This is a genomic window from Pannonibacter carbonis, from assembly GCF_003012935.1.
In the GTDB taxonomy this organism is placed as follows: domain Bacteria; phylum Pseudomonadota; class Alphaproteobacteria; order Rhizobiales; family Stappiaceae; genus Pannonibacter; species Pannonibacter carbonis.
Genome location: NZ_PUDR01000008.1, coordinates 109,995 through 132,060 on the forward strand (window position 1 = coordinate 109,995; position 22,066 = coordinate 132,060).

22 protein-coding genes are annotated in these 22,066 nt (G+C 63.9%); 8 read left to right on the forward strand and 14 right to left on the reverse strand.

Annotated features, from left to right (window positions below):
- Positions 1-624 (reverse strand): shikimate kinase, encoded by a 624-nt coding sequence (locus C8348_RS12700; protein WP_106753712.1) that lies wholly within the window; start codon positions 622-624, stop codon positions 1-3.
- Between the two features lie 97 nt (positions 625-721).
- Between C8348_RS12700 and C8348_RS22135 the strand changes: the two genes are divergently transcribed.
- Both C8348_RS22135 and xerD read left to right on the forward strand, forming a co-directional pair.
- Positions 722-865: a hypothetical protein gene (locus tag C8348_RS22135; RefSeq protein ID WP_198647035.1), complete on the forward strand. Its 144-nt coding sequence runs from the start codon at positions 722-724 to the stop codon at positions 863-865.
- A gap of 24 nt (positions 866-889) precedes the next feature.
- A complete protein-coding gene (gene xerD / locus C8348_RS12705) occupies positions 890-1,813 on the forward strand; it encodes a site-specific tyrosine recombinase XerD (RefSeq protein ID WP_106753713.1) in 924 nt (307 codons plus the stop codon).
- Positions 1,814-1,816: 3 nt separating this feature from the next.
- Here xerD and iaaH read toward each other — a convergent pair whose 3' ends face one another.
- Entirely contained in the window at positions 1,817-3,229 is a 1,413-nt protein-coding gene (gene iaaH, locus C8348_RS12710; protein WP_106753714.1) for an indoleacetamide hydrolase, read from the reverse strand.
- Between the two features lie 151 nt (positions 3,230-3,380).
- Positions 3,381-4,433, reverse strand: a complete 1,053-nt coding sequence (locus tag C8348_RS12715) for a MaoC family dehydratase (protein ID WP_106753715.1) — start codon at positions 4,431-4,433, stop codon at positions 3,381-3,383.
- 204 nt (positions 4,434-4,637) lie between these two features.
- Between C8348_RS12715 and C8348_RS12720 the strand changes: the two genes are divergently transcribed.
- From C8348_RS12720 to C8348_RS12730, 3 genes are all read left to right on the forward strand, one after another.
- On the forward strand, positions 4,638-5,636 hold the full coding sequence (locus C8348_RS12720; protein ID WP_106753716.1) for a sodium-dependent bicarbonate transport family permease: 999 nt from the start codon (positions 4,638-4,640) through the stop codon (positions 5,634-5,636).
- A 4-nt stretch (positions 5,637-5,640) separates the two neighbouring features.
- Positions 5,641-5,952 carry a P-II family nitrogen regulator gene (locus C8348_RS12725; protein WP_106753717.1) on the forward strand — a complete coding sequence of 104 codons (312 nt, stop codon included), beginning with the start codon at positions 5,641-5,643 and terminating at the stop codon, positions 5,950-5,952.
- A gap of 150 nt (positions 5,953-6,102) precedes the next feature.
- Positions 6,103-6,777 (forward strand): carbonic anhydrase, encoded by a 675-nt coding sequence (locus C8348_RS12730; RefSeq protein ID WP_106753718.1) that lies wholly within the window; start codon positions 6,103-6,105, stop codon positions 6,775-6,777.
- Positions 6,778-6,884: 107 nt separating this feature from the next.
- Here C8348_RS12730 and C8348_RS12735 read toward each other — a convergent pair whose 3' ends face one another.
- The gene (locus C8348_RS12735; protein ID WP_198647036.1) at positions 6,885-7,424 is read right to left on the reverse strand and encodes a CAP domain-containing protein; all 540 of its coding nucleotides are present in this window, start codon (positions 7,422-7,424) and stop codon (positions 6,885-6,887) included.
- A gap of 242 nt (positions 7,425-7,666) precedes the next feature.
- Here C8348_RS12735 and C8348_RS12740 point away from each other — a divergent pair, with 242 nt between their 5' ends.
- Positions 7,667-8,470: a response regulator gene (locus C8348_RS12740; RefSeq protein ID WP_106753720.1), complete on the forward strand. Its 804-nt coding sequence runs from the start codon at positions 7,667-7,669 to the stop codon at positions 8,468-8,470.
- Positions 8,471-8,508: 38 nt separating this feature from the next.
- On the opposite strand, the gene ccrA is transcribed toward C8348_RS12740, so the two are convergent.
- Complete coding sequence (ccrA, locus tag C8348_RS12745) at positions 8,509-9,804, reverse strand: crotonyl-CoA carboxylase/reductase (RefSeq protein WP_106753721.1); 1,296 nt, start codon at positions 9,802-9,804, stop codon at positions 8,509-8,511.
- A gap of 317 nt (positions 9,805-10,121) precedes the next feature.
- Here ccrA and C8348_RS12750 point away from each other — a divergent pair, with 317 nt between their 5' ends.
- A complete protein-coding gene (locus tag C8348_RS12750) occupies positions 10,122-12,134 on the forward strand; it encodes a protein meaA (protein WP_106753722.1) in 2,013 nt (670 codons plus the stop codon).
- 238 nt (positions 12,135-12,372) lie between these two features.
- Here C8348_RS12750 and vapC read toward each other — a convergent pair whose 3' ends face one another.
- From vapC to C8348_RS12795, 9 genes are all read right to left on the reverse strand, one after another.
- Entirely contained in the window at positions 12,373-12,762 is a 390-nt protein-coding gene (gene vapC / locus C8348_RS12755; protein ID WP_106753723.1) for a type II toxin-antitoxin system VapC family toxin, read from the reverse strand.
- Positions 12,759-12,995, reverse strand: coding sequence for a type II toxin-antitoxin system VapB family antitoxin (locus tag C8348_RS12760; RefSeq protein ID WP_106753724.1), 237 nt, complete (start codon positions 12,993-12,995; stop codon positions 12,759-12,761). Before C8348_RS12760 ends, vapC begins: the two co-directional genes overlap by 4 nt.
- Before the next feature lie 77 nt (positions 12,996-13,072).
- Positions 13,073-13,489 (reverse strand): hypothetical protein, encoded by a 417-nt coding sequence (locus C8348_RS12765; protein WP_106753725.1) that lies wholly within the window; start codon positions 13,487-13,489, stop codon positions 13,073-13,075.
- Between the two features lie 113 nt (positions 13,490-13,602).
- Positions 13,603-14,715: a 3-isopropylmalate dehydrogenase gene (leuB, locus tag C8348_RS12770; protein ID WP_106753726.1), complete on the reverse strand. Its 1,113-nt coding sequence runs from the start codon at positions 14,713-14,715 to the stop codon at positions 13,603-13,605.
- 110 nt (positions 14,716-14,825) lie between these two features.
- A complete protein-coding gene (locus C8348_RS12775) occupies positions 14,826-15,779 on the reverse strand; it encodes a threonine/serine dehydratase (RefSeq protein WP_106753727.1) in 954 nt (317 codons plus the stop codon).
- Between the two features lie 26 nt (positions 15,780-15,805).
- Positions 15,806-16,576: a sulfite exporter TauE/SafE family protein gene (locus C8348_RS12780; protein WP_106753728.1), complete on the reverse strand. Its 771-nt coding sequence runs from the start codon at positions 16,574-16,576 to the stop codon at positions 15,806-15,808.
- A 105-nt stretch (positions 16,577-16,681) separates the two neighbouring features.
- On the reverse strand, positions 16,682-17,575 hold the full coding sequence (locus C8348_RS12785; RefSeq protein ID WP_106753729.1) for a DMT family transporter: 894 nt from the start codon (positions 17,573-17,575) through the stop codon (positions 16,682-16,684).
- Positions 17,576-17,643: 68 nt separating this feature from the next.
- Positions 17,644-18,360, reverse strand: a complete 717-nt coding sequence (locus tag C8348_RS12790; RefSeq protein WP_106753730.1) for a TenA family protein — start codon at positions 18,358-18,360, stop codon at positions 17,644-17,646.
- Positions 18,361-18,452: 92 nt separating this feature from the next.
- The gene (locus C8348_RS12795; protein WP_106753731.1) at positions 18,453-19,487 is read right to left on the reverse strand and encodes an aspartate-semialdehyde dehydrogenase; all 1,035 of its coding nucleotides are present in this window, start codon (positions 19,485-19,487) and stop codon (positions 18,453-18,455) included.
- A 572-nt stretch (positions 19,488-20,059) separates the two neighbouring features.
- On the opposite strand from C8348_RS12795, the gene C8348_RS12800 reads away from it, so the two are divergent.
- Positions 20,060-22,027 (forward strand): methyl-accepting chemotaxis protein, encoded by a 1,968-nt coding sequence (locus tag C8348_RS12800; RefSeq protein ID WP_106753732.1) that lies wholly within the window; start codon positions 20,060-20,062, stop codon positions 22,025-22,027.
- Positions 22,028-22,066 lie beyond the last annotated feature (39 nt).

Genomic DNA, 22,066 nt, shown 5'->3' on the forward strand with positions numbered 1-22,066 from the left:
TCACTCGGCAGGGGTTTCAGGTCCGGATGACAGGTTGGGCCGGGAAGACAGATAGGTCTCCAGCGCCTGCATGATGTCTTCCATGACTGTTTCGTGGGGGACGTCGCGCGACCAGACCGACAGGTCGGCCAGGGCATAGACCGGTTCGCGCGTATCCAGCAGCTTGCGCATCGTGCCTTCCGGGTCAGCATTTTGCAGCAACGGGCGGGTGGGCCGCTTGCGCACGCGGCTCATAACGGTGTCGAGATCCGCACGCAGCCAGACGGAGACGGCGCGGCGGGATATTTCCTGGCGGGTGGTCTCGCTCATGAAGGCGCCGCCGCCGGTCGCCAGAACCATCGGCCCTTCCTGCAAGAGCCGGGCGATGACACGTTCCTCGCCGCGGCGGAACTCCGGCTCGCCATGCACAGCAAAGATTTCGGACACGGTCATGTTGGCCGCCGTCTCGATCTCCGTGTCTGCGTCAAGGAAGGGCAGGCCGAGGCGCTGGGCAAGGCGGCGGCCGACGCTGGACTTGCCGCAGCCCATGATGCCGACCAGCACCAGACAGCGGCTTCCAAGGGCCGCAACGAGCCGGGCTGCGCGTTCGTCGGTGATGAGTGTGCCCGATCCGGCTGCCCCCACGGCTGTCCTCCCTTGTGTCTGTTACCGGGCCTTTTATCATATTCCGACAAAATGCAAGCGCGTCGCAATTGAGTCGATGCAAGGAGTTGTCGAAGCCGTGCCCACGCTGACCCGTCTCATTGTCTCCGTGCTCGTGCTGGCGGGGCTCGGCTATGGCGCGGTGTTTGCGCTGGCGAACCTGGTCGAGCCGCACGAGCGGGAAATCACGGTCCGGGTGCAGAAGGACGGGTTCGCGCGATAGCGCGGCGCGGCAGGAGCTGGAGCAATGGCGGCTGATTCCGGCATCGAGACCTTTCTGGAAATGCTGGCGGCGGAACGCGGCGCGGCGCTGAACACCCTGGAAAGCTACCGGCGGGATCTGGAGGACTTTGCCGAGTTTCTGGGGTCGACGCCCGTCTCGGACGCGGACCAGGACGATGTCAGCGCCTATCTCAGCGACCTGACGGCCCGTGGCTTTGCCGCGTCCTCGCAAGCCCGGCGGCTGTCGGCGCTGAGGCAGTTCTTCAAGTTCCTGTTTGCGGAAGGCCGGCGCAAGGACGAGCCGACGCGGATCCTGTCGGCGCCGAAGAAGCGGCAGGCGCTGCCCAAGGTGCTGAGCGTGGCCGAGGTGGACCGGCTGATCGAGGCGGCGCGGTTCGATGCGGTGCAGGTGCACGAGACGCCGGGGCGGCAGCTCAGGGCCTCACGGCTCTACACGCTGCTGGAGGTGCTCTACGCCTCGGGGCTGCGCGTGTCCGAACTGGTGGCGCTGCCTGTCCGGGCGGCCATGCGCGATGCGCGGCTGATCGAGATCCGCGGCAAGGGCGGCAAGGAACGGCTGGTGCCGCTGAGCCCGCGCGCGCAGGAGGCAATGCGGGCCTATGTGGCGCTGCGCAAGGCCGAGGATGCCTTTACCGAGAGCCCCTGGCTGTTCCCGTCCTATTCGGAAAGCGGGCATTTCACCCGGCAGGCCTTCGCCCGTGACCTGAAGGCGCTGGCGGTAGGCGTCGGGCTTCAGGCCGACCAGGTGTCGCCGCATGTGCTGCGGCACGCCTTTGCCTCGCATCTGCTGCAGAACGGCGCGGACCTGCGCGTCGTGCAGCAGCTTCTGGGGCATGCCGATATCTCGACAACGCAAATCTACACCCATGTGCTCGACGAGCGCTTGCGCGATCTCGTCGAGACACATCACCCGCTTGCGAAGGCCTGAGGCTCAGCGGGACCTGGTGAGGGCCGGCGGTGGCGTTGCCGGCAGCAGGGTCTCGAGGGTCCGCGCGACGGCGAGGAGGTGCCGGTCGGAATGGGCCGGGCCGTCAATTTCGAGACCAACGGGCAGACCGTCCGTCGTGACGCCAGCCGGCAGCGAGATGCCCGGGATGGCGGCATTCGATCCCGGATCCGTGTTGCGGATGAAGGTGGGGAAAGTCGGAACCTCGACGCTATCGAGGCGGACGGTGCGGTCGGAGGTGGCGATCGGCGTGGCGGCCAGCGGCACGGTCGGGAAGACCAGCGCATCAAGCCGCTCACGCGTGAAGACCTCGGCATAAGCGGCCTGAAGCCGGGGCCGCAGATCCTGCATCGCCTCCTGGTAGACCGCCTCGGGGATCGCGCCGGCGCCTGTCACATACTCGGAGAAGACATAGGCGACGTCCGGGCTGGCGATTGCGGCGGCAAGGCCCTCGAGCGTGACGCCAGTGCCATTGGCCGCGAGAAACTCCGGCATGTCGCGGCGGATCTCGAAGAGCGCTATGGCAATGCCGACCCGGTCGCTGAGGTCCCGGATGTGCGTCAGGTCGACCGGAACAAGGGTCACGCCGGCCTGGCGCAGCCGGTCGAGCGCAGTCTCGAACACGGCGGCAGTTGCCGGATCGAGACCTTGCGTGAAGGGAGCGGCAAGGCCGAGGCGAATCGACTGCGGGGCGACGTCCGGCAGCTCGTTGGTTGTGCCGGTGATGACCGCATCGAGAAGCGCAAGATCGGCGACGCTGCGGGCCATCGGGCCGGCTGTGTCACGGGTGCGGGCAATCGGGACGATGCCTGCCCCCGGATAGCGGCCGACGGTCGGGCGCAGCGCCGAGATGCCGTTGAGGGCGGCGGGAATGCGGACCGAACCGCCGGTGTCGGTGCCAAGGCCGGCCGGGGCAAGGCGCGCGCCGATGGCAGCGCCAGTGCCGCCACTGGAGCCGCCCGCGATCCGGTCCGGTGCATAGGCGTTGGCGACAGCACCGAAGGCGGAATTGTTCGTGGTGATGCCGAAGGCCAGCTCGTGCATGTTGGTCTTGCCGAGGATGATCGCCCCGGCGGCGCGCAGCCGCGCGACCACGGGCGCATCCGTTGCCGGCACCCAGTCCTTCAACGCCGGTGTGCCGGCGGTATTGGGCAGGCCGGCGACGGCGATGTTGTCCTTGATCACCAGCGGCACGCCCTGCAACAGGCCGGCGGGTGCAGCACCCGCAGCGTCAGATGCGGCTGCGGCCGCGCGTGCACCAGCCTCGTCGAGGGTGATGAAGATGTTGTCGCCCGCCCGCGCCTTCGCGGCCTCCAGCAGGGTGGCCACAAGGGCGGTGGTGGTCAGGCTGCCGGACGCACGGGCGGCCTGAAGGTCGGAAATGGTCATCTCGCGCATGGTGCCCTCTCGCCGTCGTTTCCGGGAGCAGACAAGCTCCACCGACGGCAATGACGCAGTCAAGCACAAGCGCCGTGCAACGACATGCAAAGCTCGGCTACCTGCACGTTCAGGCAAGCGAGATTGCAGCTTCTGCCAGGAATGCGGCGGCTCATACCGGCATCAGCGCCCAGTAGTCGAAGTCGAGGATAACGTTTTCGGCGTAGACGCCGTTGTCATCGGCATAGGGGAAATCGGCGCAGGGGCGGTTCTTGGTGGCGACGAGGCGCAGGCGCAGGGCACCGACGTCGTTTCGGCCTTCGATGCGTGCGGTGTCGATGACTTCCGACCAGGCATAGACCGTGTCACCGGCGAAAAGCGGGGCGACATGGCGGCCGGCGTTGATCGCGGCGATGTGGAAGGCCGAGCCGAGGCCATTGAAGGACAGGGCGCGTGCCAGAGAGATGACGTGTCCGCCATAGATCAGCCGGCGGCCGAAGCGGCCCTGACCTTCGGTGTGCTGGTTGAAGTGCACCTTCGCAGTGTTCTGGTAGAGGCGCGTGGCCAGCATGTGGTCGGTTTCCTCGACCGTCATGCCGTCGACATGGTCAATGCGCTCGCCGGCAACATAGTCGGCAAAGCGGAAGCGGCTGCCGGCGAGCGCGGCGTCCCAGGCATGGGCAGACAGCATCGGGCAGGCATCACCGAGCGCATCGGGATCAATGCTTTCCGGGAGGGTCGGAACAACGGGAGCCGGCGCAGGGCTGCCCGGTTCGCGCTTGTTGACCATGACCCAGCGCACATAGTCGAGCACTTCCGTGCCGTCGGACTTGTAGCCGGTGGAGCGGACATAGACGACGCCGGTCTTGCCGTTGGAGTTTTCCTTGAGGCCGATCACCTCCGACACGGCTGAGAGGGTGTCGCCGGGATAGACCGGCGCGAGGAAGCGGCCGCCAGCGTAGCCGAGATTGGCCACGGCATTGAGCGAGATGTCCGGAACGGTCTTGCCGAAGACGATGTGGAAGGTCAGCAGGTCATCGATCGGCGCGCGCGGATAGCCCAGCTTGCGTGCGAAGGCTTCCGACGACTGCACGGCAAAGCGCGGGCCGTAGATTGCGGTGTAATGGGCGACGTCGCCCTCGGTGACGGTGCGCGGCGTGGCATGGCGGATCACCTGGCCGACGTAGAAATCCTCGAAGAAATTGCCCGGGTTCGTCTTGGTCACGCCTGAACTCCCACTGCCACCGACCTGTTTCTGCCCGCGACTTTGACCTGTTGCTGCAATGCGAAGCAAGTGGGACCTTTGTCGGAGGTGCGGCTTGTCATGCGCGATGGCACAGCCTACATCGGCGGCTACGAATAAACACGTATACTGGGGCCTGGCTGTCGGGTCGCATCGTGCCGGTGTCGGCATGTCGGGGTAAAGCGAATGGAAAACCTACTCGCCCTGGCCGGGCAAAACCTGCTGTCGCCGATCATCCTGTCCTTCGCGCTTGGACTGGCGGCAGCACTCGGGCGATCAGACCTGTCGGTGCCGGAGGCCGCAGCCAAGGCGCTGTCGATCTACCTGCTGTTCGCCATCGGCTTCAAGGGCGGTGTCAGCGTGTCGTCACACGGGCTCGACGCGCGTCTCGGCCTGTCGCTGGTCGCGGGCGTGCTTTTGTCCTTTGTCCTGCCGTTCATAGCCTATGGGCTGGTGCGCAGCCTGACGCGCCTGTCGGCGCTGGATGCCGCGGCCGTTGCGGGTCACTACGGGTCGATCTCCATCGTCACCTTCGTGGCGGCAAGCTCCGTGCTGCAGGGCAGCGGCATTCCGGGAGAAGGCTACATGGTGGCGGTGGCCGCTGCCATGGAGGCTCCGGCGATCCTTTCCGCGCTCTGGCTGGCCAGCCGCTCGCGCAAGCCGCAACCCGGCGCCGCAGCCGATCAGCATGACGGCGGCCTGATGCGCGAAATCCTGCTCAACGGTTCCATCGTGCTGCTGGTGGGCTCGTTCTTCATCGGCATGATCACCGGGCAGAAGGGCTTGAGCGATATCGAAAGCTTCATTGTTGCCCCGTTCAAGGGCGTGCTGTGCTTGTTCCTGCTGGACATGGGACTGGTTGCCGGACGTGGCCTGCGCGCGGCGCGGGGGATCCTGTCGCCGGGGCTGGTCGGGTTCGGCGTCCTCATGCCGTTGATCGGTGCGCTGGCGGGGCTTGGGACCGGCGCCGTGCTGGGCCTGTCCACCGGCGGCGTGGTGCTGATGATGACGCTGTGCGCCTCGGCCTCCTACATTGCCGTGCCGGCGGCGATGCGCGTGGCATTGCCGGAGGCCAATCCGTCCGTCTACCTGACGGTGTCGCTCGGGATCACGTTCCCGTTCAACCTGACTGTCGGAATTCCGCTTTACATCGCAATCGCCACCGGGCTGGGCATCGGAGGGTAAGGGCATGCAGACGACCAAGGCAAAGCGCGTCGAGATCATCATCGAGGCGCCAATGGAGCGGCGCCTGACGCAGGCCCTGACGGCGGCCGGCGTGACCGGCTTCACCATCCTTCCGGTGCTGGGCGGCAGCGGCCGCTCGGGGCTCTGGAGCCGCGAGGGCCAGGTGTCGCTGGCCGGTGGCATGGTGGCCTTCATCTGCATCGTGAAAGAGGAGCGGCTCGAAAACCTGCTGCAGAAGGCGATGCCGCTGGTTCAGCAGCATATCGGCGTCGTCAGCATCACCGATTGCGAGGTGCTGCGGGCCGAGCGGTTCTGACGACTGGTCGGGTTGTCTGCCTTTTAGCCGGTCCGCTGTTCTGCCGGGTTGACCGCAGACGGCATTCCATGACTGTATCCGCCCCAGCACCGGGGCGGCTTTGCCTGCGCCCGCGAGACGAACCCTGAATGCTGGCGAGGACACACATACGTGGCACATGACTTCCCCAATCATCTGGTCGCCGGATACAGCCGCTATCTGAACAAGGGCTATGTCCGTTTTCGCGAGACGCAGGAACAGCTTGCCATCTATGGCCAGCGACCGGATGTGATGGTGATCTCGTGCTGCGACAGCCGCGTCACGCCGGAAGGCGTGTTCCATGTGGGGCCAGGCGAATTGTTCGTCGTGCGCAACGTCGCCAATCTCGTGCCGCCCTATGAGGAAACCGACGGTCAGCACGGCACCAGCGCGGCCATCGAATATGCCGTGCGCGTGCTCAAGGTGAAGCACATCGTCGTCATGGGCCACGCCAAATGTGGCGGCGTCCATGCCTTCCGCGAAAACGCCAATGCACCACTGGCAACCGGCGCCTTCATTGGCCGCTGGATCAAGCTGCTGGAACCGGCCGCGATTGCCATGGCCTGCATGCCGGTCGACAAGCTCGATGATCCGCAGCTTGCGATGGAATATGCCGGGGTGCGCCAGTCGCTGAAAAACCTTGCGACCTTCCCCTTCGTCGACGAGGCCATGCGCACCGAAGGCCTGAAGGTGCACGGTGCCTGGTTCGATATCGGTTCTGGCGATCTCCGGATCATGGATCCGGAGACGAGCAAGTTCGAAAGCTGTGCGCCGGAGAATTTTGCCAGTGAGGTTGCGGCGGGATAAGCCGTGAGGAATGGCTTGTCGTCCCTGACAGGTCCCGGCTCAAGGCCGGGACAGCGCGGAGAGGCGGAGGGACCTTTGGGTCCCTTGCCGATTTTCCGGATCCTGTGTCACTGGGGCGCTGACGCCAGCACCAGGCTCCAGAACACCTTGTATTTCGAGTTCGGCGCAAAGGTGGTCGCGATGCCCATGCGGGTGGCGCGCGGATCCAGCATGACCTTGTTGTGGCCGGGAGATTCGCGCCAGCCGGAGAAGGCTTCCGCGAGCGTGCGATAGCCGGCGCTGACATTTTCAACCGCGTCGGTCTTGGTCTCGCCGATGGCGCTGAGACGGGTCTTGAGCTGGTTCTGCGGCTCGAGCGAGGCGCGGATGCTGTCCGCTTCGGCGATGGCCCGCGCCTGGGATTGGGCGATGGCGCCGAGCGTCGGATCAAGCGTCAATAGGCCAAGGCCGTTGTTCTGGCGGTACTGGTTGATCATCTGCAGCGCTGCTTGCTGGTCAATGCTGGCATTGACCCGCGCAAGGTCACGGTAGAAGGGCGGCAGTTCTACGGGCTTTTCGGTCTGACAACCTCCAAGCAGGAGGAGGCCTGCGGCCAAGGCCAGGCCTGCCAGCCGCCCTGTCGTCTGACGGGTCATGGGTTTCGTCATTTCAGTTTCTTTCTGCTGCGCCCCAGCCTTGCGAATCACCGGCGAGATTAGGCCGCTTTGCCTGGGAGTGCCACGGCCCGGCGCTTCATGAAAGAACGGGCCCAGAACGGGACTTGACGAAGACCTCAGCCATATGCCCTTGCTGTATGTCAGTATAGATACGGTGGTATTGAGCTTGTGTTTACGCTCTTGCCATATAAGTTCGACCATAAATCGATAATAACCGAGGGGAATTTTGGCGCGTGTCTGACGAAGAGGAAGATAAGCCGATCAAGGTGATCATTGCGGATGATTCCGGTACCGTCCGCAAGTTCGTCGAGAAAGCTTTGCTGGCAACTGGCCGCAACATGGAGATTACCATGGCGGCCGATGGCAAGGACGCGGTCGAGAAGCTGAGCCGTGCCGCGTTCGACATCGCCTTCCTCGATATCAACATGCCACAGCTCAACGGGGTTGAGGTGATGGCGGCCATTCACGTCATGGGTGCGAAGACCTTTGCCGTGTCAATGTCCGACGGACTGGGCGAGGAAGCGGAAAAGAAGCTCAAATCCTTCGGCGCGTATGACTTCCTGACCAAACCCTTCAGCGCCAGCCAGGTGCGGCATGTGGTCGAGGTCTATGAAGCGATCAATATGCCCTTCGACGTGCTTGTGGTTGATGATTCAGCCACGGTCCGCCGGATCGTCAAGCGGGTGCTGGAGCGGTCGATCTTCAAGCTGAACATTGTCGAGGCCGAGGACGGTCATGCCGCAATCAAGCGGGTCAGCGAAAAGTCATACCGGGTCATCTTCACTGATTTCAACATGCCGAACATGACCGGGCTGGAACTGGCCGAACGACTGGCGGCCACGACGCGTGGCTCGGATGTGATCCTGATGTCTACTGAGTACAATACGACGCTGGATCAGGCGGCCGAGCGAGTGAAGGCCAAGGCCTTCCTGCGCAAACCGTTCTACCCGGAAGACGTGGACAGCATCCTGCATCACCTGTTCGGCTTGCGGCACTCGCATTTTTCCAAACAGGTACGCATGTTCGCGATGACCTGAGCAACGGCCGCCCTCAAGGGGCGGCCGGCCAGGGTTTGTCAGCGCTTGCCAGCTTCCAGGACGTCCTCGAAGGTGCGCAGGCCGGGCATCGGCGAACTGACCAGAACAGCCATGTTGCCGGGGGCGTGCTGGTTCTTCCACATCTTGGTGTGCGCCTTCGGGATCTGGTCCCAGGGGAACACTTCCGACATGCACGGGTCGATGCGGCGGTCGATGACGAACTTGTTCGCCTCGGAGGCCTGCTTCAGGTGGGCGAAGTGCGAGCCCTGGATGCGCTTCTGCCGCATCCAGACATAGCGGGCGTCAAAGGTGATGTTGAAGCCGGTTGTGCCGGCGCAGAACACGACCATGCCGCCGCGCTTGGCAACCAGACAGGAGACCGGGAAGGTCTGTTCGCCCGGGTGCTCGAACACCATGTCGACGTCATTGCCCTTGCCGGTGATGTCCCAGATCGCCTTGCCGAACTTGCGCGCTTCCTGGGTCCAGGTGTTGAACTCGGGCGAATTGACCTTCGGCAGCTGACCCCAGCAGTTGAAGTCCTTGCGGTTGATGACGCCCTTGGCGCCGAGGGACATGACGTAGTCGCGCTTGTCCTCGTCCGAGATGATGCCGATGGCATTGGCGCCTGCCGCAGCCGCGAGCTGGATGCCGAACACGCCAAGACCGCCGGAGGCGCCCCAGACAAGCACGTTCTGGCCCGGACGCAGCTGGTGCGGCGCGTGGCCGAACAGCATGCGGTAGGCGGTGGCGAGGGTCAGGGTGTAGCAGGCGGCTTCTTCCCAGGTGAGGTGCTTGGGCCGCGGCATCAGCTGCTGCGACTGCACCCGGCAGAACTGGGAGAAGGAACCGTCCGGCGTTTCGTAACCCCAGATGCGCTGGGTCGACGAGAACATCGGATCGCCGCCATTGCACTCCTCGTCGTCGCCGTCATCCTGGTTGCAGTGGATGACGACTTCATCGCCGACCTTCCAGCGCTTCACCTTGGATCCGACGGCCCAGACGATACCCGAGGCATCGGACCCGGCGATGTGGTAGGGGCTCTTGTGGCTGCCGAACACGGAGATCGGTTCACCAAGGGCCGCCCAGACGCCGTTGTAATTGACGCCTGCGGCCATGACGAGCACGAGAACTTCGTGGCTGTCCAGCTCCCAGGTCGGCACGACCTCGATCTTCATCGCGTCTTCCGGCGCGCCATGGCGATCCTGGCGGATCGACCAGGCATACATGTTCTTCGGCACATGGCCGAGCGGCGGGATCTCGCCGATCTCGTAAAGGTCCTTCAAGGGGACGTCTCCCGTGTGTCGGTTGTCGTTTGCCTGCAGCGCCGAGCTCATTGTTGTTCCTTCCCCTCCATGCGCCGGACCCTTGCCGGACGCCCATCCTCATGTCCGGGTTGAAAAATTCCGGCCAGATTGACGTAGTTCCAGTCGGAAGCTTGTGTCCAAGCCGGTCGACCGTTGTTCGGGGTGCTGCGTTGCAGCAGCCCCATTAGGGCCAACTTCGTCCGTTTGCGCAACTATCAAACCAAAAAAGCTTTCGATCTATACGACTATTGCGTAACTTGAATTTGCCTCGCAGGTGGATTTTGCATCGCACATAGGCGAGACCTGTGAGTGCCCTTCGCGGCGGCGCAGGCGTTAAGGAGTGAGACATGAGCCAGGCAGCAGAAACCGGATCGTCCAAGGCACCGCGCCGGCGCGACCAGCCCTGGATCTTCCGCACCTATGCGGGCCATTCCACAGCGGCGGATTCCAACCGGCTGTACCGGACGAACCTCGCCAAGGGGCAGACCGGTCTTTCCATCGCCTTCGACCTGCCGACACAGACGGGCTATGACCCGGACCACATGCTGGCGCGCGGCGAAGTGGGCAAGGTGGGCGTGCCGGTGGCGCATCTGGGCGACATGCGGACGCTGTTCAACGAGATCCCGCTTGAGAAGATGAATACGTCGATGACGATCAACGCCACCGCGCCCTGGCTGCTGGCGCTGTATGTGGCGGCCGCCGACGAACAGGGCGCGGACCGCAAGCTGCTGGCCGGCACGACGCAGAACGACATCATCAAGGAATACCTGTCGCGCGGAACCTATGTGTTTCCGCCCGCGCCATCGCTGCGGCTGACCGGCGACGTGATCGCCTGGACCTACAGCGAAATGCCGAAATGGAACCCGATGAACGTGTGTTCCTATCACCTGCAGGAGGCCGGGGCGACGCCGGTGCAGGAACTGTCCTTTGCACTGGCAACCGCAGTTGCAATCCTCGACGGCATGAAGGCCAGTGGGGCTATTCCCGAAGCTGAGTTTCCGCAGGCGGTCGGGCGCATCTCGTTCTTCGTCAACGCGGGGATGCGCTTCATCACCGAACTTTGCAAGATGCGCGCCTTCACCGAGCTGTGGGACGAGATCTGCCGCGACCGGTACGGAATCACCGACGAGCGCTATCGCCGCTTCCGCTATGGCGTGCAGGTCAACTCGCTGGGCCTGACGGAACCGCAGCCGGAGAACAACGTCTACCGCATCCTGATCGAGATGCTGGCGGTGGTCCTGTCCAAGAACGCCCGGGCGCGCGCCGTGCAACTGCCGGCCTGGAACGAGGCGCTGGGCCTGCCGCGGCCGTTCGACCAGCAGTGGTCGCTGCGCATGCAGCAGATCCTGGCCTATGAGACGGACCTGCTGGATTTCGATGACATTTTCGACGGCTCATCGGTGATCACCGCCAAGGTGGAGGAGCTGAAGGCCGAGGCACGCGAGGAGCTGGCGCGGATCGACGCCATGGGCGGTGCTGTGGCTGCGGTGGAATCCTCCTACATGAAGCAGAAGCTGGTGGAGGCGAACACGCGCCGGCTGGCCGGAATTGAAACCGGCGAGCAGATCGTCGTCGGCGTCAACAGGTGGACCGAAAGCGAGCCTTCGCCGCTCGCCACCGGCGAGGATGGGGGCATTCTCACCGTGCCGGAGCATGTGGAAGACGAGGCAATCGAACGGATCAAGGCCTGGCGCGCTGCGCGGGACGGGGCTGCTGTCGAGGCGGCGATTGCCGGGCTGAAGGCTGCCGCGCGCGAGGGGCGCAACATCATGGAGCCCTCGATCACGGCCGCCAAGGTGGGCGTGACCACCGGCGAATGGGGCGCGGCCTTGCGGGAAGTTTTCGGCGAGTACCGGGCCCCGACGGGCGTTGGCCGCGCGGCGCGGGACGATGCCGGTGACCTCACCGCCGTTCGGGAGAGCGTGGAAGCCGTGTCGCGCAAGCTGGGCCGGCGGGTGAAATTCCTCGTCGGCAAGCCGGGACTGGATGGTCACTCCAATGGCGCGGAGCAGATCGCCGTGCGCGCGCGCGATTGCGGCATGGAAGTGGTCTATGAAGGCATCCGCCTGACCCCGGCGCAGATCGTCAATGCCGCGCTGGAAGAGGGCGTGCATGTCATCGGCCTGTCGATCCTGTCCGGGTCGCATCTGGCGCTGGTGCGCGATGTGATGGACAAGCTGCGCGGCGCTGGCATTGGCGACGTTCCGGTCGTCGTCGGCGGCATCATTCCGGACGAGGACGCCCGCGCGCTGAAGGCGATGGGTGTTGCGGCCGTCTACACGCCGAAGGACTTCCAGCTGACCGACATCATGGCCGATGTTGTGCGGATCGTCGGCGAACGCGGCGCTGAGGCTGCGTGAGGAGGCTGACGACGCATGAGGTAACCGTAGCTACCCCGACACAGACGTTACGTTGGTGCCGGGGCTGGCGGGCTTTCGGGTAAATCCCCGTTCTGAAATTTTCCTCGTGCTGTCCCGGCCTTGTGCCGGGACCTGTTCGTGTTCTCCAGCCGTTGCCGGACAACTGCACCGCGGTGCCATCCTGACGGGTCCCGGCACAAGGCCGGGACGGCGCGAGGGGCGGGCTTCGGGGGGGGGGCTACATCAAGCGCAGGCCGCAATGGGTGGCGAAGGGCTGAAAGTCGCGGTCTTGTTGCAAGAGCTGGTAACTGTTGCGGATGCAGTAAGTAGCGATCACCATATCGACGGTACGGCGGATCGTGATGCCTCGGGCGCGAAGATCGCGATAAATAGCAGCTGCTTCAACAGCAATGGACGGCTCGCAAAGGGTCTCTACCTTGAAGCGGCGTAGTGCGTGCTCCAGAAACCGGGCATTGCCTGGCGACTTCGCCCCTTGCAGGACTTCGAGCAACACGAGATCTCCGACGATAATTTCAGACGGATTTTCAATAGTTTCAAGTTTTTCAACTGCTTCGGAGGCGTGACCTTTGATCAGTGCGATCCACACAGAACTGTCGACGACGATCATGCTGCATCGGTTTCCAGAGCCGGAATGTCTTCCGGGGGACCCCAGCCATCGCGCATCTCATCGAGATCGCCTTCCCAGCCAATCCCTTTGATGTCGCGGATCACGGCCCGAAGCTCCTCGTCCTTGACGAGGCGGCGCAGGGCTTCCTTAACAACGGCCTTCTTGGTGGAGAGGCCTGTCACAGCCATTGCCTTGGTCATGAGGTCGTCGTCGATGTCGATGTTGGTGCGCATGCTGCGCTCCCCGCGATGTGTATGATCATCCAAATCTATACACATCGCGTGACTTCCGCAAGGTGAGGTTCGGCGGCCTACTGCGCCTTGCGGTAGACTGAGGAGTTGATGAAGCTTTCGGTTTCCGTGATGTGCACGGTCTGGGTGACGGTGAGGGTGCGGCCGTCGGGGGAGATTTCGCGGTCGGCGGTCATGATCACGGCGCCGCCGCGCAGGGCTTCGCTGACGAGGTTGCTGTCACCGCGCAGGCCGTGACGCATGGCGTCGGCGAGACCGCTCTTGCCGAGCTTCGTTTCAGCCCCGTTGGGCAGGGCGGTGAAGCTGTCGGTCTGGCTGGTGCCATCTGCGGCAACGCTGGTCATGGTGAACTTCAGCGTGCCGAAGAAATCCTCGATCGTGAGCGTGGCGCTCTGGGGCAGCTCGCCGTGGTCGAATTCGCTCTCGTCCCGGTCGAAAATCCAGGTGCCGAAGAAGCGCTTGAGCGGGTCGGTCATGGGGGGCTCCTGTGCCATCGTCAGCCTTGACGGCCTGTTCTGGCCGGAACGGATAAGGCCGCAGCCTGCGGGATGCAAGCTGCGGCCTTCGAGTTTTGCGGAGATGCCAGGGATCAGGCGCTCAGGGCGTTCAGTTCGGCGACGATGGCGTCGCCCATCTGGGTGGTGCCGATGACAGTCGAGCCTTCCGAGGCGATGTCCCGGGTGCGCAGGCCCTTGTCGAGCGTGGCCGAGATGGCGCGGTCGAGGAGGTCAGCCTCGGCGACCTTCTCGAAGGAGTAGCGCAGGCACATGGCGAACGAGGCGATCATAGCGATCGGGTTGGCGGCACCCGTGCCGGCGATGTCCGGGGCCGAGCCATGCACCGGCTCGTAGAGGGCCTTGCGCTTGCCCGTTGCTGCATCCGGTGCGCCGAGCGAGGCGGAGGGCAGCATGCCGAGCGAACCGGTCAGCATCGCGGCGACGTCCGACAGCATGTCGCCGAACAGGTTGTCGGTGACGATGACGTCGAACTGCTTCGGCCAGCGTACCAGCTGCATGCCGCCAGCGTCGGCCAGCATGTGGCTGAGCATGACGTCGGAGAAGCGGGCGGCGTGGGTGGCGGTGACAACGTCGTTCCAGAGCACGCCGGACTTCATGACGTTGCGCTTTTCCATCGAGCAGACTTCGTTGCGGCGGGTGCGGGCCAGCTCGAAGGCGACGGCGGCGATGCGCTCGATCTCGTAGGTGTCATAGACCTGGGTGTCGATGCCGCGCTTCTGGCCGTTCGGCAGATCGATGATCTCCTTCGGCTCGCCGAAATAGACGCCGCCGGTCAGCTCGCGCACGATCAGGATGTCGAGGCCTTCGATGATCTCGCGCTTCAGCGACGAGGCATCGGCCAGGGCCGGGTAGCAGATCGCCGGGCGCAGGTTGGCGAAGAGCTGCATGTCCTTGCGCAGGCGCAGGAGGCCAGCTTCCGGGCGCACGTCATAGGGCACCTTGTCCCACTTCGGGCCGCCGACGGCGCCGAAGATGACCGCATCGGCCGCCATTGCCTTGGCCATGTCGGCCTCGGAGATCGACTTGCCATGGGCGTCATAGGCCGAGCCGCCAACCAGGCCCTCGTCTGTCTCGAAGGTGTCGCCGCCGCGTGCGTTGAACCAGGCGATGATTTTCTTCACTTCCGGCATGATTTCCGGACCGATGCCGTCGCCCGGCAGCAGGAGCAGGTTGTGGGTGGCCATGGGTGTTCCGTCCCGATCTTGTGTGGAATATGGCTATGTCGGTAGCGGCTCGGCCCGGTCTTTTCAAGTCGGACGAGCGGGCGTTTGCTCAAGCGTGGGCGGGCGAAACGTCAAGTGACGCTGGCCAGGGCGGGCGCTGCAAGGGCGCTGAGGTCGGCATTGCCGCCACAGACAAGGATGCCGATGCGCTCGCCGCGCTGAGGGACGTAGCGGCTGCTGGTGAGGGCGGCAAGGGCGGCCGCGCCACCTGGTTCAGCGACGACCTGGGCTTCGCGCCACAGGCGAAGCTGGGCGTCGCGGATGTCGTTGTCGGTCACGATGATCACGTCATCCACCGCCATGCGGCAGATGTCATAGACCAGTTCGCCGCAGCGGCGGGCCCCGAGACTGTCGGCGGCAATGCCTCCGACATCCACATCGACCGGACCACCGGCGGCGAGCGCCGCCGACAGGGAGCGGCAGCCTTCGGGCTCGACGCCGATGACACGCGTCTTGCCGGCAAACCAGGTGGCGATGCCTGAAATCAGGCCACCACCACCAACGGCGACAAGCAGTGTGTCGAGGCCGCGCGTCTGGGCTTCCCATTCGAGGGCAAGGGTGCCCTGGCCAACAATGGTGGCCTCAGCGTCATAGGCGTGGATGTCGAGCGCGCCCGATGCCTCGCGCCAGGTCTCGCAGGCCCGCCGCGCTTCGGCGTAGCTGGCCCCGCCAACCTCGATCTCGGCACCATAGGCGCGGATGCGGGCGACCTTCGCCGGGGTGGCGATCTGCGGCACGAAGATCCGGGCGGGAATGTCGAGAGCCCGGGCGGCGAAGGCGACGGCAGCGCCATGGTTGCCGCCCGATGCCGCCGTGACGCCGGACAGCGGCACGTCCTGGCTGAGCAAGGCATTGAAGGCGCCGCGTGCCTTGAAGGATCCGCTGTGCTGCAGGGACTCCAGCTTCAGGGACGTTGCAAAAGGCAAGCCGAGGTCGCCCTTGCGCAGTTGCAGCAAGGGTGTAACACGAATATGCGGGGTGATGCGATCATAGGCGGCCTCGATGGCTGCAGCTGTAATTGGCATTTTCCTGTCCAGTCAGGCGGATTTCCTTACATGCTAAGGAAATCGCCGATGGGCCGCCACAGGAGATTTATGGCAAGAAGCGTCATAACCCAACGAAATGCTTTGCGAAACCTAGCCTCTGGCATATGTCCGAGCAGCCGCGTGCCAGTCAGCGTGCCGAGAAAGCCGCTGATGATCATCGTGGCGATGAGGCCAGCCCAAGGCGCGAAGGCAAAGCCGAGCAGGCCGAAGACGGCGATTTTCAACACATGCATGGTCAATGCGGTTGCAGCCTGGGTTGCAACGAAACTCTGGCGCGGAATGTCTAGGCCCGACAGAACAGCTCCGCTGATGGGGCCAGCAGCGCCGAAGAACATGCTGAGCGCCGTGGACACGAAGCCCGCGACAGCAATGGCCGGCTTCGGCGTGTGGCGGTAGCGCGGGGCCTTTCCCCACACGGTCCAGAGCAGGAACAGCCCGATGCCGATGTTGAGCCAGACCTCCGGCAGGGTGATGGCGATCTGGCCGCCGACCAGGGCGCCCAGAACAGCGCCGGCGGCAAACCAGGCCATCAGGTCCCAGGCGATGTGGCGCACGAGCACGATGGCGCGGCCGGCATTGGAGCCGAGCTGCACCAGCCCATGCACCGGAACGAGGGCGGCCAGCGGCATGAGGTTTGCCATCAATGCCAGCAGCGCCACGCCGCCGCCAAGGCCCACTGCAGCCGTCAGGGCCGAGGTAAAGAAACTGGCGAGGATGAGCACAAGCGAGGACCAGATCGGGAGCTGATCCGGCAGAAGAAGGGCAAGCAGGTCCATGTGCTGGGCTCCTTGTCAGGATGACCTGTTATCGCATGGCTCATTTTTGTATGCAAGTGTATGCAATATTCGGTGTGCCCGGTGTTGGCCGTGCCGGCGGCAGGGTCACACGCCGAAAATCAGGGCGCAGCCGATGACCACCAGGGCGGCGCCGATCCACGCACCAAGCGCCGGGCATTCCCGGGTGCGGGCCCACAGAAGCGGTAGCTGGATGGCGGGTGTGGTTGCCGAGAGGGTGGAGATGATGCCGACCTCGCCGCCGGACAGGGCGAAGAGGATGAGCGTCATGCCGATGCCCATGCCCATGATGCCGGTCATGGCAACGCCAATGCCGACACTGAGCGTCATCGGCTTCTGGGCCTTCACCATGGGCGTCGGCAGGGCGGCGATCAGCGTCAGGCCGAAGGCCGCCACGCCGATGCGCAGCGCTGAGGCCGCCACCGGATCGACACCGGCTTCCATGATGGGGCGGGCAATGAGCGAGCCGACGGACTGCGACAGGGCAGCGGCCAGACCCAGGACGAGACCAATCCAGAGCGGTCCCTTGATCGCCTCCCACTGGTGCAGCTGTGACCGCCTCTTGCCGAAGCCGATGGCGAGGATGACACCGGCAAAAGCAACGAGCACGCCGGCTAGCGCCTGACCGGACAGCGTCTCACCCAGGATGATCCAGCCGAGGAGGGCCGAGATCGGCGCATTCAGCGAGAACAGCATCGCCGTGCGGCGCGGGCCGAGCCGGTTGAGCGAAAGAAACAGCGCCGTATCGCCGAGGAAAATCCCAATGAACCCGGAGAGGATCAGAGGCAGCAGATGTGCGCTGCCAATCGAGCCCCAACCGGGAACGACGGTGACATAGGCGGCAAGCACCGCAAACACCATGAGCATCCGGTAGCGGTTGAACGCGATGGCGCCGAGATGCTGGGACGGGGTGGTGGCAATGAGGCCAGTGACGGCCCACAGGGCAGCTGCGGCCAGGGCCGCGATTTCATAGACGTACATGAACACACACTGTGGGGCGTGGCGAATGAGGTCCAGGCAGTGCTGGGCCTCACCCGACTGGCGCGGAATCAGGCAGGGAGCACAGGCTTACCAGTCCAGGCGGCCTCAAAGAAAGCGAATTCCAGTTCGCACATGCGGGAGAAAATGGCGGAAACACGGGCCTGATCGGCTTGCGACAGCGCCGGGCCGACCCTGTCCATTTCCTCGCGCAGCCAGCCGACAAAGCCTGAAAAGCCGGGGCCGGCATGGAGATCGATCCACTCCGCCAGCCAGAAGGCATCGGGCCGCGGGTGGGCTGCTTCCCGTTCACCCCAGGTGAGATAGACCCATTCGGCGCAGAGCAGGCAGGCAAGGCCCTCGGCGTAGGTGCCCGCCCCGGCGCTGTCGAGCAACAGCTGCGCAAAGGCGCGGGTGACCGGACCCTGGGCTGCGGCCACATAGGTCTCCGATGGCGCGTTCAACGCCGCAAAGGACCGCAGGAAATAGTCATTTTCCTCTGAGGTCAGCAGGGCAAGGAAGCCGGCGAGCCGCCGCTTTGCCGCCATGTCCGGTGCCTTGGCGACGAGATAGCCGAGGACCGAGGCGAGATCGGTGATGAACGTGTAGTCCTCGATCAGGTAACGGACATAGGCCGCCTCCGGCATCGAGCCGTTGCCGATCGCGACGGTGAAAGGATGGCCGCAGGCCTGGTTCCATCTGTCGTCCGCTTGCGCAACCAGCCAGTCAGAGAAGCGGGCATCGGGATGAGCGGCTGCAAAGCCAGCAAAGGTGCGGGGCGATGTCATGGCAGGACCTGGCGTCAGGAAAGGCGGGCTGAAAGAAAAATCCCGGGGCGCTAGGCCCCGGGATGGCAGTCTGGTGATGAGATCGCGCGGGATCAGGCGGCCTGCTTCTTCGGGGTCAGCAGGCGACGGTTGACCAGCACTTCGGCGATCTGGATCGCGTTGAGGGCGGCACCCTTGCGCAGGTTGTCGGCGACCACCCAGATGTTGAGGCCGTTCTCGACGGTCGCGTCTTCGCGGATGCGCGAGATGTAGGTGGCGTCTTCACCGGCGGTTTCGTAAGGCGTGATGTAGCCACCGTCCTCGTGCTTGTCGATGACAAGGCAGCCCGGAGCCTCGCGCAGGATGTCGCGGGCTTCATCGGCCGTGATCGGACGCTCGAACTCGATGTTGACGCTTTCCGAGTGGCTGATGAACACCGGCACGCGGACGGCCGTGCAGGTCAGCTTGATCTTCGGGTCGAGGATCTTCTTGGTCTCGGCCATCACCTTCCACTCTTCCTTCGTGTAGCCGTCTTCCATGAAGACGTCGATGTGCGGAATGAGGTTGAAGGCGATGCGCTTGGTGAACTTCTGGTTCTCGACCGGGTCGTTGACGAAGATGGCGCGGGTCTGGTTGAACAGCTCTTCCATCGCTTCCTTGCCGGCGCCGGACACCGACTGGTAGGTGGAAACGACAACGCGCTTGATGCCGGCCGCTTCGTGCAGCGGCTTGAGCGCGACAACGAGCTGGGCCGTCGAGCAGTTCGGGTTGGCGATGATGTTCTTCTTGGTGAAGCCGGTGATGGCGTCAGCGTTCACTTCCGGAACGATCAGCGGGACTTCCGCGTCGTAGCGCCAGGCGGAGGAGTTGTCGATGACAACGCAGCCCTGTGCACCGATCTTCGGCGCCCATTCCTTCGCGACGTTGCCGCCGGCGGACATGAGGCAGATGTCGGTGTCGGAGAAGTCGTAGTTCTCGAGGGCCTGGACCTTCAGCGTCCTGTCGCCAAAGGACACTTCCGTGCCAAGCGAGCGGCGGGAGGCCAGCGCGACGACTTCGTCCGCCGGGAAACCGCGCTCGGCCAGAATGTCCAGCATTTCGCGGCCCACATTGCCCGTGGCGCCAACAATCGCAACCTTGTAACCCATGATCGTGTTCCTCATCCGTCTCCCCGAGACCCGGCGCCGCGACGCATCACGACTGCCTGGCTCTCTGGCGCTCCCCATCCCGGGGGAGAGCGGGACGAGAGGCACCATTAACGGGTAGTTTTGGTAGTCGTTTTGGTGAGTTTGGTGGCGGTGACGAGCGTGCGAGCGCGAGCAGCGACGGCGGTTGCCATCGTCATCATGCCCGTCATGTCGGCGGCGTGCCGAATGCCCATAACTCGTCTTTCCTGTCCGAGACGGGCAAGGTTGTGACCGGGAACACCCGTCTTGTCAACATTTCATTGCGCGGTGCGGGAAGTGGCACGGCAGCGGCATGCATGCGGCGGCGGGTGCTGATGGGGGCGGTTGTGGCTGCTTGACTACCCGTTGGAGGCAGTCGCATCATGCGTCCGGATTGCTGATTTTGACGTCTTGTCATATTTTACATGAATAATACTTGCGATAATAATCTATATTATTTTCAATTTACGTTGCGTATAAACCTGATTGGTTAAACTTAATATTAATAAATTAACCAAATTCTACTTCAGTCTTCATATTCGGGTGTCTTGATCATGATCTCCATCTTCGGAAGATTGCGGGTTGCGGCTCGCGTTCTGCTCCTGGTCGGTATTTCTGTTGCGTCGGCGTGTTTCCTGGTTGCGGCGCATTTTTACAGCGAAGCCGAGCAGGCCGTGATCCTTCATGACCAGGCGGAGTTTGTTGCCTTGTCCGAGACCTCGCAGGAGTTGCAGGTGGGCGCGTTGCAGATGCGGCGCCGCGAGAAGGACTTTCTGCTGCGGCGGGACATGAAATATGTCGAGCAGTACAGGCAGGCCGCGGCCGAGGTATCGAAGTCCGTGAATGAGGTCCGGACCATGTCACTCGCAGGGCCTATCGCGGGCACTGTAAAAGGGCTTGGTGAGGGAATTGACCACGCCACGGCGCAGTTTGCCAAGGTTGTCGAGTTGCAGCAGACGCTTGGGCTGACCGAGAACGAAGGCTTGCAAGGCAAGCTGCGTGCGGCGGTACACGGCGTCGAGAAGGTGATCGGTGAGGCCGGGCTCGATCCGATGACAGTCAAGATGCTGATGATGCGGCGGCACGAAAAGGACTTCATGCTGCGAGGCGATGCCAAATACATCAAAAGCGTCGATGATCGCCGGGCAGAGTTCGATGTATTGCTCTCGGCCTCGACGCTGAATGACAGCCAGAAGGCGGATCTGTCAAAGCTGATGGATACGTATCAGACGAGCTTCAAGCAGTATGCGGCCGGCGTTACGGACTTCAATGCGGCCGTGGCCGAATTGAGCGCGATCTATGGTGAGGTCGAACCTCTGTTTGACGAGGTGATGCTTTTTGCGGCTGAGGGCCGCAGCGGGATGGAGGCACGGCTGAAAGAGCGGCAGGCGCTGGTGGGACACATGTTCCTCGCCTTCGCCGGCCTGATGCTGGTGCTGACCACCGGACTTGGGGTGATGATTTCGCTCAGCGTATCGCGGCCGCTCAATGCCCTTACCCGCGTCATGGGACAGCTGGCCGAGGGCGACACCAGTGGGACGGTGCCGGTGCAGGCTCCCAAGACGGAGCTTGGCATGATGGCTGCGACATTGCGCGTCTTCCGCGAGAACGTCCTGCGCAACCGGGAGCTGGAAGCGGAGCAGGTGCGCAGCGCAGCTGAGGCGGCGGCGGCCAAGAAGATGCTCATGCAGCAGATTGCGAACCAGTTTGATGCCAGCGTCGGCGAAATCGTCAGCACGGTGTCTTCGGCCTCCGCCGAGCTGTCGGCAACGGCTGGTGCCATGTCGACCGTATCCGCAAACTCGAACGACCGCGCCTTGACGGTTTCGGCGGCGGCCGAACAGGCGAGCGCCAACGTGCAGATGGTAGCGTCCGCGACCGAGGAGATGGCTGCATCTGTCGCCGAGATCAACATGCAGGTGGTCAAGGCGTCCGAAGTCGCAAGGGTGGCGTCGGACAACGTGACCAAGTCGGCGACGCAGATGGCCTCCCTGGCACAGCGGGCAGACCGGATCGGCGAGGTCGTGTCGATGATTTCTGCAATCGCCGAACAGACCAACCTTCTGGCGCTGAACGCAACGATCGAAAGCGCCCGGGCCGGTGTTGCCGGCAAGGGCTTCGCCGTGGTGGCCTCGGAAGTGAAGCAGCTGGCCAATCAGACCGGGGCGGCGACGCAGGACATCGTCAAGCTGGTTGAGGCAATCCAGGGCGAGACGCGCAATGCCGTCAACGCCATCAACGGGATCGGTGATGTCATCCGCGATCTGGATGCGATGGCCACGGCCATTGCCGCAGCAGTCAGCGAGCAGGGCGCGACCACGCGGGAAGTGGCGCGCAACATCTCGGAGGCCGCGACCGGCGCACAGAGCGTGTCCCAGAACATGACGGCTGTGACCGAAGCCTCACAGGAAACGCTGGCGGCCTCGTCGCAGCTCTACAGTTCCGCCGAAAGCCTCTCTTCCCAGGCTGCGCGCCTGAAAACGGAAGTCAGCCGCTTCCTCGAAACGATCCGCGCGGCGTAACCGCGCGGACTATATCTGCGCAAGTCAGGTGCCCTGGTT